16 protein-coding genes and 1 pseudogene are annotated in these 17,087 nt (G+C 67.6%); 9 read left to right on the plus strand and 8 right to left on the minus strand.

Annotated elements, in window-relative coordinates; translation table 11 throughout:
* The first annotated feature begins 14 nt into the window (after positions 1–14).
* The 3 genes from fabG1 (at position 15) to ACH46_RS10275 (ending at position 2,713) form a co-directional block, all read left to right on the plus strand.
* Positions 15–749, plus strand: coding sequence for a 3-oxoacyl-ACP reductase FabG1 (gene fabG1 / locus ACH46_RS10265; RefSeq protein ID WP_062392810.1), 735 nt, complete (start codon positions 15–17; stop codon positions 747–749).
* 67 nt (positions 750–816) lie between these two features.
* Positions 817–1,650, plus strand: coding sequence for an NADH-dependent enoyl-ACP reductase InhA (inhA, locus tag ACH46_RS10270; protein WP_062392811.1), 834 nt, complete (start codon positions 817–819; stop codon positions 1,648–1,650).
* A gap of 1 nt (position 1,651) precedes the next feature.
* Complete coding sequence (locus ACH46_RS10275) at positions 1,652–2,713, plus strand: ferrochelatase (protein WP_062392812.1); 1,062 nt, start codon at positions 1,652–1,654, stop codon at positions 2,711–2,713.
* A gap of 11 nt (positions 2,714–2,724) precedes the next feature.
* Here ACH46_RS10275 and ACH46_RS10280 read toward each other — a convergent pair whose 3' ends face one another.
* Positions 2,725–3,549, minus strand: a complete 825-nt coding sequence (locus tag ACH46_RS10280) for a DUF3097 domain-containing protein (RefSeq protein ID WP_062392813.1) — start codon at positions 3,547–3,549, stop codon at positions 2,725–2,727.
* A gap of 66 nt (positions 3,550–3,615) precedes the next feature.
* On the opposite strand from ACH46_RS10280, the gene ACH46_RS10285 reads away from it, so the two are divergent.
* Complete coding sequence (locus tag ACH46_RS10285) at positions 3,616–4,398, plus strand: hypothetical protein (RefSeq protein WP_062392814.1); 783 nt, start codon at positions 3,616–3,618, stop codon at positions 4,396–4,398.
* A 14-nt stretch (positions 4,399–4,412) separates the two neighbouring features.
* Here ACH46_RS10285 and ACH46_RS10290 read toward each other — a convergent pair whose 3' ends face one another.
* Genes ACH46_RS10290 through ACH46_RS10300 form a run of 3 tightly spaced genes read right to left on the minus strand, consistent with a single transcriptional unit; the run spans position 4,413 to position 6,389 of the window.
* Complete coding sequence (locus ACH46_RS10290; protein WP_062392815.1) at positions 4,413–4,967, minus strand: hypothetical protein; 555 nt, start codon at positions 4,965–4,967, stop codon at positions 4,413–4,415.
* Positions 4,968–5,552, minus strand: coding sequence for a hypothetical protein (locus ACH46_RS10295; protein ID WP_062392816.1), 585 nt, complete (start codon positions 5,550–5,552; stop codon positions 4,968–4,970).
* Between the two features lie 54 nt (positions 5,553–5,606).
* A complete protein-coding gene (locus tag ACH46_RS10300; protein ID WP_062392817.1) occupies positions 5,607–6,389 on the minus strand; it encodes a TVP38/TMEM64 family protein in 783 nt (260 codons plus the stop codon).
* 114 nt (positions 6,390–6,503) lie between these two features.
* Between ACH46_RS10300 and ACH46_RS10305 the strand changes: the two genes are divergently transcribed.
* From ACH46_RS10305 to meaB, 3 genes are read left to right on the plus strand one after another with little or no spacing between them, the layout of a single operon-like run.
* Entirely contained in the window at positions 6,504–8,408 is a 1,905-nt protein-coding gene (locus ACH46_RS10305) for a methylmalonyl-CoA mutase family protein (protein WP_062392818.1), read from the plus strand.
* Entirely contained in the window at positions 8,405–10,666 is a 2,262-nt protein-coding gene (scpA, locus tag ACH46_RS10310) for a methylmalonyl-CoA mutase (protein ID WP_062392819.1), read from the plus strand. The genes ACH46_RS10305 and scpA overlap by 4 nt, the downstream gene beginning before the upstream one ends.
* Entirely contained in the window at positions 10,663–11,658 is a 996-nt protein-coding gene (meaB, locus tag ACH46_RS10315) for a methylmalonyl Co-A mutase-associated GTPase MeaB (RefSeq protein ID WP_062392820.1), read from the plus strand. The genes scpA and meaB overlap by 4 nt, the downstream gene beginning before the upstream one ends.
* A gap of 76 nt (positions 11,659–11,734) precedes the next feature.
* Here meaB and ACH46_RS20805 read toward each other — a convergent pair.
* The 3 genes and pseudogenes from ACH46_RS20805 to ACH46_RS10325 all read right to left on the minus strand — a co-directional run.
* Positions 11,735–11,905: pseudogene (locus ACH46_RS20805) on the minus strand (phosphonate ABC transporter permease); the annotation flags it as partial.
* A 224-nt stretch (positions 11,906–12,129) separates the two neighbouring features.
* Positions 12,130–13,179, minus strand: coding sequence for an IS630 family transposase (locus ACH46_RS10320; RefSeq protein WP_082399582.1), 1,050 nt, complete (start codon positions 13,177–13,179; stop codon positions 12,130–12,132).
* Positions 13,180–13,245: 66 nt separating this feature from the next.
* Entirely contained in the window at positions 13,246–13,983 is a 738-nt protein-coding gene (locus ACH46_RS10325) for an IS110 family transposase (RefSeq protein ID WP_062392822.1), read from the minus strand.
* Positions 13,984–14,112: 129 nt separating this feature from the next.
* Here ACH46_RS10325 and ACH46_RS10330 point away from each other — a divergent pair, with 129 nt between their 5' ends.
* Positions 14,113–15,411, plus strand: a complete 1,299-nt coding sequence (locus ACH46_RS10330; protein ID WP_120298717.1) for an IS256 family transposase — start codon at positions 14,113–14,115, stop codon at positions 15,409–15,411.
* Positions 15,412–15,429: 18 nt separating this feature from the next.
* On the opposite strand, the gene ACH46_RS10335 is transcribed toward ACH46_RS10330, so the two are convergent.
* The gene (locus ACH46_RS10335) at positions 15,430–15,999 is read right to left on the minus strand and encodes an IS110 family transposase (RefSeq protein ID WP_082399584.1); all 570 of its coding nucleotides are present in this window, start codon (positions 15,997–15,999) and stop codon (positions 15,430–15,432) included.
* Positions 16,000–16,527: 528 nt separating this feature from the next.
* On the opposite strand from ACH46_RS10335, the gene ACH46_RS10340 reads away from it, so the two are divergent.
* Positions 16,528–17,082 (plus strand): hypothetical protein, encoded by a 555-nt coding sequence (locus tag ACH46_RS10340; protein WP_062392825.1) that lies wholly within the window; start codon positions 16,528–16,530, stop codon positions 17,080–17,082.
* Positions 17,083–17,087: the final 5 nt, after the last annotated feature.

Here is a 17,087-nt window from a genome sequence, read left to right on the forward strand (position 1 = left end):
TAGGTTGAATGACCATGGCAGACACTTCATCGCTTCCCGCCCAGACGCCTCGTTCGGTGCTCGTCACCGGAGGCAACCGCGGCATCGGCCTCGCCGTCGCGCAGCGCCTCGCCGCCGACGGCCACAAGGTCGCCGTCACCCACCGTGGTTCGGGCGCCCCCGAGGGCCTGTTCGGCGTCCAGTGCGACGTGACCGACAACGAGTCGGTGGAGCGCGCCTTCGCCGAGGTCGCCGAACACCAGGGCCCCGTCGAGGTGCTGGTCGCGAACGCCGGGATCACCGACAACATGCTGCTGATGCGCCTCTCCGAGGACAGCTTCGAGAAGGTCGTCGACGCGAACCTCACCGGTGCCTTCCGCTGTGCGAAGGCCGCCACCAAGGGCATGCAGCGCGGCCGCTTCGGACGCATGATCTTCCTCGGCTCGGTCGTCGCCACGTCGGGCGTCCCGGGACAGGCCAACTACGCGGCGTCGAAGGCCGGGCTCATCGGCCTGGCCCGGTCGATCGCCCGTGAGCTCGGTTCGCGCAACATCACCGCGAACGTCGTCGCCCCCGGGTTCATCGACACCGACATGACCGCCGACATGGAGGACAAGTACATCGAGATGGCCAAGCAGGCCATCCCGCTCGGTCGTACCGGCAAGCCGGAGGACGTCGCCGCGGCGATCAGCTTCCTGGCCTCCGACCAAGGCGGCTACATCACCGGCGCGGTGCTGCCCGTCGACGGCGGCATGGGCATGGGCCACTGAGTCGGACGCCCGGCCCCACCTCGACCAGTACTTCATCGACTCTCCCTAACCGGACAGGAGCTTTTACGTGAGCGGAATCCTCGCAGGCAAGACCATTCTGGTGACCGGCATCATCACCGATGCCTCCATCGCCTTCCACACCGCCAAGGTGGCCCAGGAACAGGGCGCCACGGTGATCATCACCGGCATCCCCGAGCGCCTGCGTCTCATCGACCGCATCGCCAAGCGACTGCCGCAGGAGGTGCCGCCGGCCATCCCGCTCGACGTCACCGATGAGGAGAGCCTCGGCGCGCTCGCCGACAAGGTGCGCGAGCTGGCACCGCAGGGCATCGACGGCCTGGTCCACTCCATCGCCTTCGCCCCCAAGACCCTCATGGGTCCGGACGCACTGCCCTTCCTGGAGGGACCCGGCCCGGACGTCGCGAAGTCGTTCGAGATCTCGGCGTGGAGTTACGCCTCGCTCGCGCGCGCCGCGCTGCCCGTCATGAATGAGGGCGGCTCCATCGTCGGCATGGACTTCGATCCGCGCACCGCGCTGCCCGACTACAACTGGATGGGCGTCTCGAAGGCGGCCCTCGAGTCGGTCAACCGTTACGTGGCCCGCGAGGTCGGCGAGGCCAAGCGCATCCGCTCCAACCTCGTCGCCGCCGGTCCGATCAAGACCCTGGCCGCCAAGGCCATCTCGGGCACCGCGACCGACGACGCCAAGAAGCTGAACATGCTCAACGAGTACTGGGACGGCGCATCGCCCATCGGTTGGAACGTGGACGACCCGGGCGTCGTCGGGACCAGCGTCTGCACCGTGCTGTCGGACTTCCTGCCGGGCACCACCGGGTCGATCATCTACGTCGACGGCGGCGCGAGCCACAACACCTGGTTCCCCGAGAACTTCCTGGCCTGACGTGAGCGACGATCTTCGGAACAGTAGCGCGTTCGACGCGCTGCTGTTCCTCTCTTTCGGCGGTCCGGAGAAGGTCGAGGACGTCCGTCCCTTCCTCGAGAACGTGACGCGCGGTCGGGGAGTGCCGCCCGAACGTTTCGAGGACGTGGTGCAGCACTACCTGCACTTCGGCGGCGTCTCGCCGATCAACCGCTTGAACCTGGCGATGATCGACGCCGTGCGCGCCGAACTCGCCGGTCGCGGACGCGATCTGCCGATCTACTTCGGCAACCGCAACTGGCATCCGATGGCCGCCGACACCACTCGTCGGATCTACGACGACGGCCATCGCCGCGTCCTGGTCTTCCCGACGTCCGCGTGGGGCGGCTACTCGGGCTGTCGGCAGTACCACGAGGACATCACCGGTGCGCTCGGTGCGGCGATTCCGGGAGACGACCCGACGTTCCTGATGCGCAAGCTCCCGCAGTTCTGCCGTGAACCCAAGTTCATCGAGGCGTCGGTCAACGCGCTGCGGTCCGCCCTCGCCGAGTTCGACGAGCAGCCGCGCGTCGTCTTCACCGCGCACTCGATCCCGGAGTCCGCCGACCGCAATGCCGGACCCGCCGCCGACGGCGGGCACCTGTACTCGCTGCAGGTGAAGGCGGCGTCCGCCGCCGTCGCACAGCAGCTCGGCATCGATGAGTTCGACGTCGTCTGGCAGTCGCGCTCGGGGCCGCCGCAGGTCCCGTGGCTGGAGCCGGACATCTGCGATCACCTTCGCGACCTGCACGACAGGGGATTCACGAACGTCGCGGTGATGCCGATCGGCTTCATCTCCGACCACCTCGAGGTGATCTGGGACCTGGACTCCGAGGCCCGCGACGTGGCCGCGGAACTCGGCATGACCTATGTCCGCGTCCCGACGATCGGCACCGACCCGGTCTTCATCTCGCTCATCGCGGATCTGGTGGAGCGGTACGTCGACGGCGACGGCGACGTGACCGCGCTGGGCTGCGGCGACAACGGCGGGATCTGCCGCCCCGACTGCTGCGTCCCGGTGCGCCGCCCGGCACGCACGCAGTAAGACCGGGCTCGCTACTCCGCACCCACCGTCACGAAGTCGATCAGCTCCTCGACGCTGCGGAGCAGCGGGACCTCGAGGTCGCGGAAGCTCGACACACCGGCCAGCACACGGCGCCAGCCGTCCTGCGGAGTGCCCCAGCCGAGCTCGTTGCAGATCCCGGTCTTCCAGTCGATGCCCATCGGGATCTTCGGCCAGGCCTCGATGCCGACCGACGACGGCTTCACGGCCTCCCACACGTCGATGTAGGGATGGCCGCACACGAGGACGTTCGGGCCGACGTCGGCCGTCAGCTTGGCCTCCTTGGTGCCGGCGACGAGATGGTCGACGAGGACACCGACCTTGCGGTGCGGAGCGGGCTCGAACTCGGCGAGCATCTCGTCGAGGTTGTCGAGGCCGTTCATCGCGACCACCACCACGCCCTCGCCGCGGAGGTCGTCGCCCCAGACACGTTCGAGGAGGGTGGCGTCGTGCACGCCCTCCACGAAGATGCGGCTGGCGCGAGCGGTGCGGGCGCGCTGCTTCGGCGCGACACGCGACCCCGAGGCGGTGTGCGTCGGCTGGACGGGCCCGCGACCCCGCGGTCGGACCAGGGTGACCGGCTTCCCGTCGATCAGGAAGGCCGCGGGATACATGTGGAACACGCGGGTCCGACCGTGCCGGTCCTCGAGGCGCACCATGTCGCCCGCGTAGCTCTTCTCCATGCCGACGACGGCACCGCAGAACCCGGTGCCTGCATCTTCGACCACGAGGTCGCGTTCGGCGGCAACCTCGGGTGCCTTGGGCTTGGTCTTGCGCGGGGAGGACAGCACGTCGCGGCCGTAACGATCATCGAACACGGTACTCAAGCCTAGGGGAGTCGAGCACCTCCGAGCGTGCGACGCACCGGGTAGCCTGTCTTCTCGATGACCACCTCTCCGACAGCCCTGCTCCACGCGTGGCCCGCGAGCGCCCTCGCCGCGTGGGCGGCCGCGCGCGACGCCGGTCGTTGCGCCGCGGACGACGTGCTGGCGACGCTTCACCACTACGCGCAGGTGCATGAACTCGATCCGGGCGGCGGCATCCTCGAACTCCTCGCGACGGTGTCCGGTCCGGCGCACCTGTGCGTGCGGATGCCCGCACCGGGAGACGCTCAGGGCCTCCCGCCGGGTCGACCGACGGATGCGGCGATGACGACCCGTGAGCTGCTCCTCGTCGACGACCGGGAACCGGGCGCCTCCGGTCCCACCCGACCGCTGGCACTGATTCCGATCGGGACCGCCGAGCGGTGTCGGTGGCAGTCGATGCGGTACGACGCGGAGATCGCCGTCGACCGGCTGGTCGCGGACGACTCGCTGGGCGAACTCGAATACGAGCTCAAGGAAGCGACGGGAACCGCGGCGACACTGATCGCCGGGCTCAGCGGTGCCCGACGTCGGGCGCCTGCCGACCTGCGGGACGCCCTCGCCGCGCGGGTGGCCGCTGCCCAGATCGATCTGCCCCCGCACGACCTCCCGCGGGTCGACCGCGTGCTGGCGAGCACGGCGCAGATCGACGGCATCCTGTCCCTGGTGGGGAGTGGCGCACTCGGCGACTCCGGCTCCCAGCTGAACGCCGCGGATGATCAGTTCCGTCGGCTGTCGTCACTGACGCGCCGGGCGCGCAGTGCCGCGGTGAACGCGGTGATCGCCGAATTCCGTTACCGCTGAAGCAGCGTCACGACTCAAACGGCGGCGAGCCAGCCGATCCCGGCGAAGGCCGCCGCCCACATCACCGAGGCGAAGGTGCCGAGGATGAACTGCTCGCTCGCCCGCGGTGCGCGCAGTTCGGAGAATCTGGCCAGGCTCTTCACCGCGAGGATCACGCCGACGCCCGCGGGCCAGGCCAGGAGCAGGGACGCGGCCACCGCAGTGCGTTCCAGAAAGCCGATCACCCGGCCGCCGCGCAGCGGGGCATCGGGCTCGTCGTCGTGGTTGTCGGCGCGAGTGGGGATGCCGCCGGCGGCCAGGACCACGCGGACGGCGGCGGATCCGGTGACGGCGGCGGCCAGCACCGCGACGACCTGGGTGGCGATGACGATCGCACGCCCGGACGGTTCCAGTGCCGCCGCCATGATCGCGCCGATCACGAGGAGGACGACGCAGACGAATGTGACGATCGCGTCGACCGCAAGGACGTCCCGGTCGGGCCGAGCCGGGTCGTCGACCAGGCGGCGACGGAGGGCGAATCCAGCGACAGAGGTGCCGATCGCGAGGGAGAACAGAATCGGTATCAGCATTCAGTCATTCCGATCGGAGTCGTCGAGCAGTTCGGCGAAGAGCAGGCGAGTGGGCGGCTCGATGTCCCATCGGGCGTGCCGCAGGCGCAGGGACATGGCCTGGGGGGAGATCCCGAGTCGCTCGGCGGCCTCGGCCTGCGTACCGCCGTCGGCGATCAGAGCGACTGCTTCGCGACCGGCGTCGGATCGGTCCGCGAGCACGTCCACCAGTAGCCGCCCGGCAGTCTGTGCGTGCACGCAACGATCGGATTCGCCGGCGACACTGAGGTGCCAGCGATTCCTCTTCGCGTCTTCGACGGCGCTTCGCGCGAAGACGAACGCCGGTCCCGCGCCCGCCCTCGTCTCCGCGGGGAGCGGAGTGTCGACCGGTCCGATGCCGATGCCGATGCTCCAGTCACCGGAGGCCGCGAGTTCGGCTGCGACGGCGGCGAGTTCGCGGGGGTCGTCGAAGACCGCTTGGACCTCGTCACCGGCGGTACGCTCGAACGGCCTCACCATCCCGGGCGGACGTGGCCGGTCGAGGATCTCCGGCACTTTGTCAGTACCGCGGCGACTACCGCGTTGATCGACGGTCACGACGAACATGGCCAGCCTCCTCCGACTCGTAAAATCAAGTAATACTACTTGATATGACGAAGATCAAGCATCTTTACTTGATGTCTTCGGGTTGACGGGGAGCCGGCTGTCGACGATCAAGCCGATGACGCCGATCGAGAAGAGGATCCCCGAGAAGATCAGGCTGATCGGACTCTTCGCTCCGGCGAGCGCGTCGCCGAGGAAGATCAGCGACGCGTTGCCGGGCGTCATGCCGATCACAGTTGCCATCGTGAATGCGCTGACGCGCACGCTGGACAGTCCTGATAGGTAGTTCACAAGTGAGAACGGACACACCGCGATAAGCCGCAGCGATCCGACTGCGAGCCAGCCGCGTTGTCTCAGCCTCGACTCGACGGTGGCGATGGTCGGGTGCGTCAGATACGGCCGCACGCGCTCCCGTCCGAGGGCCCGCGCGAGATAGAACGCCGCCACCGCGGCGACCGTCGCGGCGACCGTCACGCCGGCGAACGCGACAACCGGCGGGAAGAGCACGCCCGCCGCGAAGGTGAACGGTGTGCGGGGGATCGGGCTGGCGGCCACCACCGCGTAGGCCAGGAAGAACACGACGACGAACCAGGACCCGAGTGACCCTGACCAGGTGCGCAGGGTGCCGATCGACGGGAGCGGAATGTAGTACGCGGCGATCAGGATCGCGATGAAGGCGATCAGCGCGACGACCCCTCGGACCGCCGCGGCCCGGGTGACGCGGAAGCCGCCGACTGCAGTCCCTTCGGAGGGTGCATCCGCGGCGGACGGTTCAGAGGATTCGTCGAGTGACACCGGTTGTTCGGTCAGTTGTTCCGACCGCCGTGAATTGATGCGCACAAAGGGATATTTTACGTGGTGGATCACATCCCGCAGCCCGGGCCGACCGAACGATCGGTTATCGTTCCCTACGACGCAAGTGACATGCCCGTAGCTATGGAGGTAAGCGAGCCGATGACGGCAAGTGACGACCCGGTGCAGCCCAGCGCCGAGGCTCTGCAGCAGGCGTACAGCACATGGTCCGACGCGGCCGCCGGAGTTCTGGCGAAGTCGCGGAAGGTGACCGTCGACGAGCTCACCGACACCCCGGAGGCGCTGCTCTCGACGCACACCGCCGACGGCACCGTGGTGCGCCCGCTGTACACCCGCAAGGACGAGACCGCAGAACTCGGCCTCCCCGGACAGTTCCCCTTCGTGCGCGGTGCCGACCCGGTCCGCGACGTGAACGTCGGATGGCGGGTCACCGAACGCTTCGGCGACGACGACGCCACCGCGGAGACCGTCAACGAGCAGATCCTCGACGCGGCAGGCAGCGGCACCAGCGGACTGTGGCTGAACTTCGCCGGCGCACTGTCGGCCGACGATGTCGCGGCCGTGCTGAAGGGCGTCTACCTGGACCTGATGCCGGTCACGCTCGACGGCGGCGCCGACGGCATCGCCGTGGCCCGCGCCTACCTCGCGGCCCGCGCCGGCGCCCCCGAGGCCCCGCAGGCGGCGCCCGCGACCGTCGCCAACATCCAGAGCCTCGGCCTGTCGCCCTACACCGCGGCCTTCTCCGGTCGCGCGACCGTTCCCGTCGGTGAAGCGACCGCACTCGGCGCCGAGACCCCGGCAGGCGTCCGCACCTTCCGCGTCGACGGCACCGACTTCGCTCAGGCCGGCGCCAACAACCCGCAGGAACTGGGACTCGCGGTCGCCGCGGCCGTCGCCCACGTGCGGGACCTGGTCGACGCAGGGCTGACCCGCGAGCAGGCGCTCGGTCAGATCACCTTCGCGATCTCCGCCGACGACGACCAGTTCGCGGGCATCGCCAAGCTGCGCGCCCTGCGCACCGTGTGGTCGCGCGTGGCGGACGTCCTCGGCGCCCCCGACGCCGGTGCGGCCGTCACGCACGCCGTCACCGATCTCGCGATGCTCACCCAGCGTGATCCGTGGGTCAACATGCTGCGCTCCACCATCGCCGCGTTCGGTGCGGGTCTCGGCGGCGCCGACCAGGTGACCGTCCTCGGCTACGACGCCGCGCTGCCCGACGGCGAGCGCACCTCCAGCGCGTCGTTCTCGCACCGCATCGCACGCAACACCCAACTGGTGCTCCTCGAGGAGTCCAACCTCGGTCGCGTCCTCGACCCGGCAGGCGGCTCGTGGTTCGTCGAATCGCTCACCGCCGACCTCGCGGCCGCCGCGTGGGACGTCTTCACCGAGGTCGAGCGCCGCGGCGGCTACCAGGCCGCACTCGCCGACGGCTGGGTGGGCGAGCAGATCGCCGAGTCCCTGGCCGCCCGCGACGTGGAGACCGCCCATCGGCGGGCTCCGCTGACCGGTGTCAGCGAGTTCCCGAACCTCGACGAGTCACCGCACCCCGCCGGAACCGCCGAGTCCGTCGACCTCGCGACCGCGACGCCGAAGCTCGCGCGCGTGGCACGACAGTTCGAGGCGCTGCGTGATCGTGCCGACGCAGCGGCCGCCGCCGGTGCGCGTCCGTCGGTGCTGCTCCTGCCGCTCGGCTCGGTGGCCGAGCACAACGGCCGGACCACGTTCGTCAGCAACCTCCTCGCCGCGGGCGGCATCGCCGCGATCAATCCGGGTCCGGTCGAGGCCGACGGCATCGCAGCCCTGGCCGCCGACAACGCGTCCACCGTCGCCGTCCTGTGCGGCACGGCCAAGCGCTACGCGTCCGACGGCCCCGCCGCCCTGGCCGCCGCTCGTGCCGCCGGTGTCGGCCGGGTCCTGCTCGCGGGCCCCGAGCGCGAGTGGCCCGAGGGCGCCGACGCGACCGACGGTTCGCTGCGTGTCGGCATCGACGCCGTCGCGACCCTCACCGAACTTCTCGACCTTCTGACCGGGAGCGCATCCGCATGAGCGACACAGTCTCCAACTCCGTCCCCAGTTTCGCCGACGTCGCCCTGACCGGCGACCACACCGCGGCGCCCGCCGGTGCGGGAGCCGACCAGACCGAGGCCCTCGCGACCCCGCACGGCTACACGGCCGAGCAGGTGGTGTGGAACACGCCGGAGCAGATCGACGTGCAGCCGGTCTTCACCCGCGCCGACCGTGACGCGGTCACCGCGGGCGACGACGGCTACCCGCTGGATTCGATCCCTGGCACCGCGCCGTTCATCCGCGGCCCGTACCCGACGATGTACGTCAACCAGCCGTGGACCATCCGCCAGTACGCCGGATTCTCCACCGCCGCCGAGTCGAACGCCTTCTACCGCCGCAACCTCGCGGCCGGCCAGAAGGGCCTGTCTGTCGCGTTCGACCTCGCGACCCACCGCGGCTACGACTCCGACCACCCGCGCGTCGCCGGTGACGTCGGCATGGCCGGTGTCGCCATCGACTCGATCCTCGACATGCGTCAGCTGTTCGACGGCATCGACCTGGGCAGCGTCTCGGTGTCGATGACGATGAACGGCGCGGTGCTGCCGATCCTGGCGCTCTACGTGGTCGCCGCCGAAGAGCAGGGCGTGCCGCCGGAGAAGCTGGCCGGAACCATTCAGAACGACATTCTGAAGGAGTTCATGGTCCGCAACACCTACATCTATCCGCCGACGCCGTCGATGCGGATCATCTCGGACATCTTCGCGTACACCAGCCAGAAGATGCCGAAGTTCAACTCCATCTCCATCTCCGGCTACCACATCCAGGAGGCCGGAGCGACGGCCGACCTGGAGCTGGCGTACACCCTCGCCGACGGCGTCGAGTACATCCGCGCCGGTCTCGAAGCCGGCCTGGACATCGACCAGTTCGCACCGCGACTGTCGTTCTTCTGGGGCATCGGCATGAACTTCTTCATGGAGGTCGCCAAGCTCCGCGCCGCGCGTCTGCTCTGGAGCGAGCTGGTCGCGAAGTTCGAGCCCAAGAACGCCAAGAGCCTGTCGCTGCGCACCCACTCGCAGACCTCCGGCTGGTCGCTGACCGCGCAGGACGTCTACAACAACGTCGCCCGCACCTGCGTGGAGGCGATGGCCGCGACCCAGGGTCACACGCAGTCGCTGCACACCAATGCGCTCGACGAGGCGATCGCCCTGCCGACCGACTTCTCGGCGCGCATCGCTCGCAACACCCAGCTGCTGCTGCAGCAGGAGTCGGGCACCACGCAGTCGATCGATCCGTGGGCCGGCTCCAACTACGTCGAGTGGCTCACCCACGAGCTCGCCGAGAAGGCCCGCGCGCACATCGCCGAGGTCGAGGAGGCCGGCGGCATGACGCAGGCCATCAACGAGGGCCTGCCGAAGCTCCGCATCGAGGAGGCCGCGGCCCGCACCCAGGCGCGCATCGACTCCGGCCAGCAGCCGCTGATCGGCGTCAACAAGTACCGCGTCGCGGAGGACGAGGAGATCGAGGTCCTCAAGGTCGAGAACTCGAAGGTCCGCGCCGAGCAGCTCGCCAAGCTCGAGAAGTTGCGCGCAGAGCGCGACTCCGCCGCCGTCGAGGCCGCGCTGGCGAACCTGACCCGCGCCGCCGCGGAGCCCGGCGGGTCGAACCTCGACAACAACCTGATGGCGCTCGCCATCGACGCGGCCCGGGCCGGTGCGACGGGCGGCGAGATCTCCGACGCGATGGAGAAGGTCTTCGGCCGCCACCAGGCGGAGATCCGCACCATCAGCGGCGTGTACCGCAACGAGGCAGGTGATTCCGTGACCAACATCGACGAGGCCATGGCGATCGTCGACGCCTTCGCCGAGGCGGAGGGTCGTCGTCCCCGCGTGCTGGTCGCCAAGATGGGCCAGGACGGGCACGACCGAGGCCAGAAGGTGATCGCCACGGCGTTCGCCGACCTCGGCTTCGACGTCGACGTGGGCCCGCTGTTCGCGACCCCGGAAGAGGTGGCCACGCAGGCGGCCGACAACGACGTGCACGTCGTCGGTGTGTCGTCGCTCGCAGCCGGCCACCTCACCCTGGTCCCCGCGCTCAAGAAGGCACTCGCCGACGTGGGCCGCGAGGACATCATGATCGTCGTCGGCGGTGTGATCCCGCCCGGCGACTTCGACGAGCTGTACGCGGCCGGTGCCGCGGCGATCTTCCCTCCGGGAACCGTGATCGCCGACAGCGCGGTGGACCTCATCCGGAAGCTGGCCGATCAGCTGGGCCTGGAACTGGCTGTCGCAGACGAATGAGCCGCCCCGTTCGCCGCCCGCTCGACGTCGACGCGTTGACCGAGGGCGTCCTCTCCGGCAATCGTGCGCAGCTCGCGAAAGCGATCACGCTGGTCGAGTCGGTGCGTCCGGACCACCGGGAGGCGGCGCAACGGCTGCTGCTGAACCTGACGCCGCACGCGGGACGGTCGTTCCGCGTCGGCATCACCGGTGTTCCGGGGGTCGGCAAGTCGACGACCATCGAAGCGCTCGGCATGTACCTGATCGAGCAGGGCCATCGCGTCGCGGTCCTGGCCGTCGACCCGTCGTCGACCCGCACCAAGGGCTCGATCCTCGGTGACAAGACGCGCATGGGGCAACTCTCCGCCGCACCCGAGGCGTATGTGCGGCCGTCGCCGAGCTCCGGCACGCTCGGCGGCGTCACCAAGGCGACGCGCGAGACCATCGTGCTCGTCGAGGCCGCAGGCTACGACGTCGTGCTCGTCGAGACCGTCGGCGTCGGACAGTCGGAGGTGAGCGTCGCGAACATGGTCGACGTCTTCACGTTCCTGACTCTCGCCCGCACCGGCGACTCGCTCCAAGGCATCAAGAAGGGCGTCCTGGAGCTCGCCGAGATCGTCGTCGTGAACAAGGCCGACGGCAAGCACGTCAACGAGGCGCGCGGCGCGGCCCGCGAACTGCGGAACGCGCTCGGCTTCATCTACCCGCACGACGCCCTGTGGCATCCGCCGGTGCTGACGATGAGCGCCATGGAGAACACCGGCGTCGACAAGTACTGGGAGACGATCGAGAAGCATCGCGAGACTCTCACCGCCGCCGGCGAGTTCGACAAGCGTCGCGCGCAGCAGCAGGTGGACTGGATGTGGACGATGGTCCGCGAGGCGATGCTGAACAAGCTCGACGCCGACCCCGACGTCCGCCGCGTCCGCCGCGAGGTGGAGGCGGGAGTCCTCGACGGCTCGCTGACCCCCGCGCTCGCCGCCGAGCAGATCGTCGACGTGGCGGGGTTCTGAGACGCGAACACTCTGCTGTGTAGTTCTTTACCCGCACCGCACCGGGTAAAGAACTACACAACCGTCGAGTCGTCTCCTACCGCACCTGAGCGCGCGAGCGGATCCGACTCGACAGGCCGAGGATCGCCACACTGACCAGGACCAGGAGCAGGGTATTGGCGGCGGGGTAGACCATGATCGTCGCGCCGAGTTCGCCCATGCAGAGGGCGACGGACAGGCCGGCGGCCGCCGTCGGCTGAGGAAGGAGCCTCATCCCGCGGCTCCTGCCTCGCAACCGCTGGCGTGACTTATCAATACAAGTTTGGAAATGGTTCACCTACACTGCCGCGAGTCCATCTCCCATTCACCCACACCCGACATTCCTGTAGTGATATCTCCTCCGAAGCGCCGTCGACCCGGACTCCCGCCGCTGGTTGACTGCGCCGTCCCCGCTGGTTGAGACATCCCTAGTGTCACGTTTCGTTAATAAGTTTATGGTTTTGCTTTCTTCAAAATTTCGTCAGCGGTCTTTGTCCATACGAACGGGTGCTTGCGGTCGTTCCAGCCGTTGATGAACGCTCGGATCTTCGCGTTGAGGTCCTTGACTGAGGTGAACACGCCTCTCCGGATCGCTTGGCGGTCGATGATGCCGAACCACACTTCGACGAGGTTGAGCCAGGATCCGGAGGTCGGGGTGAAGTGCACGTGCATGTTCGGGTGCGCAGCCAGCCAGTCGCGGACCTCGGCCTTCTTGTGGGTGGCGTAGTTGTCCATCACCAGATGCAACTCCTGGCCGGGGTAGGTGCGGTCGATCTGCTTGAGGAACGACAGGAATTCCTGGTGGCGGTGCCGCGGCTTGACCGCCGCGGTCACCTGCCCGGTCGCGATGTCCAGGGCTGCGAACAGGGTGGTGGTGCCGTGGCGTTTGTAGTCGTGGGTGCGGCGTTCGATCTGCCGCGGCTGCATCGGGAGCATCGGTGCAGTGCGGTCCAGGGCCTGGATCTGCGACTTCTCGTCCACGCACAACACGATCGCGTTCTCCGGCGGCTCCAGATACAAGCCGACGACGTCGGTGACCTTGGCGACCAGTTCCGGATCGGTGGAGAACTTGAACGTCCCCGACCGCCACGGCTGAACGCCGTACTCACGCCATGCACGGGCGACCGTGGCATTCCCGATCCCGAGGTGCCCGGCCAGCAACCGCGACGACCAGTGCGTGACCCCGTACTTGCGCGGCGGCGGCATCAACGTCGCGGAAACGACTTCCGCGTGATCGAGATGCCGTGGGCGACCGGGCCTTTCAGCGTCCAGGAGGCCGTCGAGTCCGTCACGGAGATAGCGGGAACGCCACTTGAGGACCGTCGGCACCGACGTCCCGACAATCTTACTGATCCGCGTGTTGGCCAGCCCCTCGGCAGCCAGGGCCACGATCCGCGCCCGACGCACCAGCCCTGCTGGCGTCAAGGTTGACCTCAACAATCGATCAAGTTCGTCCGCATCGCCATCACGCAATTCCAGTGCCGGGGCTGGAGAATTCGCCATATCCATATTGTCTCAACCTGGCAACCATATACTAATTAACGACACGCGGCACTAGGTGGGAAGTTGTCAAGCAGCAACTGAAATCGAGGCGTGCGCCCAGGCAATGGCGGGGTTGTATTGCTGGTGCCGAGCTAGGCAGCCGTGAAGGATGCCGACGAGCTTGTTCGCCAGCTGCCGCAGAGCGGCGTTGTGCTCGGCACCGCGATCACGTTGCTTGCGGTAGTAGGCGTAACAGTAGGGGTCGTTGAGAATGGCTGCGTTGGCTTGTCTGAACGTGGCATCGAGCAGCCAGTCATTGCCGGCGGCGCGGGCGCAGACGATCTTCGATTTCCCTGACTGGATGGTGATCGGGCTGGTCTGGGAGAAGTTCCGGCGGGCCTTCGCTGAACGGAAGCGGGTCCGGTCATCGCCGTATTCACCGCATAGTCGTGCCCCCACGACCAGCCCGACCCCCGGCTGACTGAGGTAGATCTCAGCGTCGGGGTGCTCGGAAAAATGGGCACCGACCTGCTCTTCGAGCTCGGTGATCTGATCATTGACCCGACTAATGGTCCGGACTGTCGCGGCCACGTTGATCGCGTATGCCTGCACGATCTCGGGGGCGACCTCCAACTGCGAAGATCGCAGGATCTGCTGGATGCGGGCTGCTTTAGCGTCCTTGTTCTGACGCCGCTTCAGCAGCGGAAGCAGTTGCCGCACTGTCAGTTTCGCTGCCTGGTCAGGCGTCGGCGCCTTCATCAAGATGCCGATGACCGTCCGGTCGTGCAAGGACCAGTTGAACTCGGAGCAGATCAGCAAGATCATCGGGAGGGCGTGTCAGATGGTCTGTGTAAGCGGTGAGGTTCAACCCTGAAGGGAACCGCTGTAGTGACTGTCAATCATGATGTGAGCGTGGATGATTCGCGTGCAGAGCAACGCCGTCGGCAGACCGAGATGGCCAACGAACTGATCGCCTCAGGGGCACTCGACGACGTGTTCGCCCGGATCGATGCCGGCGAGCCGGTCGGCGGGCAGGACGGCCTGCTGAACTCGCTTCTCAAAGCGACCCTCGAACGAGGCCTGAATGCCGAGCTGACCGAGCACCTCGGGTACGAGGCCGGGGATCCGGATGCGGCGTCGTTTCCGAACTCCCGCAACGGATACGCCGCCAAGACCGTGGCGACCGAGATCGGCGATGTGGCGTTGTCGGTGCCGCGGGACCGGGACGGCAGCTTCACGCCGATGCTGGTCCGCAAAGGCCAACGCCGCCTCGACGGACTGGATGCGATGATCGTCTCGCTGTACGCCGGCGGCATGACGATCCGCGACATTCAGCACCATCTTGCGTCGACGATCGGCACCGACCTGTCGCACGAGACGATTTCGAAGGTCACCGAGGAGGTCGCCGACGAGGTCGCCAAATGGCAGACCCGCGACCTCGAGGCGCTGTATCCGGTGATCTACCTCGATGCGATCATCGTCAAGATCCGCGATGGCGGACACGTGCGCAACAAGGCCGCCCACATTGCGGTCGGTGTCGATATGGAGGGCGTCAAGCACGTCCTGGGGATCTGGATTCAGCAGACCGAGGGCGCCAAGTTCTGGGCCGCCGTCTGCGCCGAGTTACGCAATCGCGGGGTCGCCGACGTCCTGATCGTGTGCTGTGACGGGCTGACCGGTTTCGCCGAGGCCGTGGAGGCGACCTGGCCGGAGGCGACCGTTCAGACGTGTGTGGTGCACCTGATCCGGGCGTCGATGCGGTTCGTCGGTTACGGCGACCGCAAAGCCGTCGCCGGATTGCTCCGGCCGATCTATCAGGCCTCGACCGAACAGGCCGCTGCCGATGCGTTGGAGGCGTTCGCCGACTCCGACCTCGGTCGCAAGTACCCGTCGGCGGTCAAGACGTTCCGGGATGCGTGGGAGCGGTTCATTCCGTTCCTGGCGTTCCCGCCGGAGTTGCGGCGGGTCATCTACACCACCAACAGCATCGAATCGTTGAACTACCAACTGCGCAAGGTCACCAAGAACCGGGGGCACTTCCCGAACGATCAGGCCGCGATGAAGCTGCTGTGGATGGCGATCTGCAACATCGAAGACAAACGCGCCCGCGACCGCGCCAAGGAACGCGGCCTGCCCGCCGCCAAACGCCGAGCCTCCGGACGACTGGTCGAAGGCGCGGTCACCACCAACTGGAAACGCGCCCTCGAGCAACTCTCACTCGCGTATCCAGACCGTATCAACCATCACCTATAAATCGAATACCTGATCGACTTACACAGAAAAGTTGACAAGCTCCATCGAGAAGTACTCCCGCAACGCGGCCCTGAGCCGGTTGGCGTACCGGGTCCGGTCCCACACCGCCCGTTGATGAGCGCGGGCCAGGATCTTGATCGCGGTCACCTGGGCGGTGTCACCGCCGACCTCGGTCAGGGTGTGATGCCGAGACCGGACCATCTCTGCCAACGCCAGTGCATCGCCCGGATCACTCTTGGCTCCAGAGCTGCCGAAGGATTCCCGGAATCGTTTGGCCTGCAACGGGTCAACACCGAACACGTGATAGCCGGTCGCGGCCAAGGCCTGCACCCAGGGGCCGTGATCGACCTCGATGCACACCATCACCTGATCCGGATCCAGGTCAGCGACCTGCTCCTCGACTGATCGGCTACCGCGGCGGTGCTGTCGGCCGGCGGCCTTCACCGCGGCGCGGGCGAGGGTTTCGGCGAACTGGGTGATGCCGTCGGGGCCCACCAGAACGCGTGCCCTGGCCAAAACCTTCTCGGCGTCGTCGATCACCACGAGGTCGTGATGATCAGATGCCCAATCGTCTCCTACGAAAAACATCGGTCCGGTCTCCTTCCCGGCTGCATGACCTCGGATGTTCGTCCGAGGAACCGGCAGCCGGGCCGGCGGGCGGGTTGCGGGCTAATGGGTCAGTACTCACACCACGCCCCGGATGACCCGGGGTCGGGTCGGCACATCATCCCAGCAGCAATCTGTGCTCGCAGGCGCAATCTCCGAAGGCACGATCTCAACCTAGAGCTCGCCTGAACGACGGCCCAGCGAGCAAGAGTGCTCACTCGAAGACTGGCTACCTACAACTGAGTGTGTCACCGATCAAAGACATCCTCAGCTGACTCCATTAGCGAGCGAAGCGAGTCGAAACCTCCGCAACATCAAGCACTCTAACTTGACATGCCACAAATCAAGCCCGTCAACCTGAACACTCGTCCTGGGACAACAGCGCCGACCACGTCCTGGCGTCGATCGCCGAGATCCCGAAGCTGCCCGACGTCCTGGTCTGACGCCACGCCTCCGCTCTGTCGGCCGAACAGGCTAACGCGGCGCCGTCGACGTGACGATAGTCACGGTATGACGAGAATTCTGCGCCTACGAGCGTGCGCCGCGGCGGCAGCGACCGCAGCCCTGCTCGGAGTCGGCGCCTCAGCAGTCACGACGCCCGCCGATGCTGCACCCGTATCTCAGGTGCCCGCCTACCTCACGGTCTCCCTGCCCGCCGTCGGTGGGGTGGAGGTGGGCCCGGGTGGAGTGCCGGGCGGATCGTTCCAACAGGTCACGGTGATCGGTCGTCCGGCGATCCGGACGCTGCAGTATCCGCCGCCGCCCGCAGGCGTCACCTTCTCGGTCGCGAACCTCGCACCCTGGCACGCGCAGCAGTCATATCGCTACCTCTCGATCTCGTGGCGCAACCTCCGCACGGGGAGGACCGGTCACGTGAACCTGCGGCACTGGCGGACCGCGCCCGGCTCGCGCGGATTCCCGGCGTCGCTGCCCACGTCGGCGACCGTCACGACCTTCGGCGGTCCGGTGGTGGCGACGGTCAGCGTGCTGCGTGAGCAGTACCGGCGTCCGCCGCTGACGATCAGTGTGATCCCCGGCGTCGTGGCCCTCGACGTGCCCGACTGACGGCC

It is taken from the genome of Gordonia phthalatica (assembly GCF_001305675.1).
Classification (GTDB): domain Bacteria; phylum Actinomycetota; class Actinomycetes; order Mycobacteriales; family Mycobacteriaceae; genus Gordonia; species Gordonia phthalatica.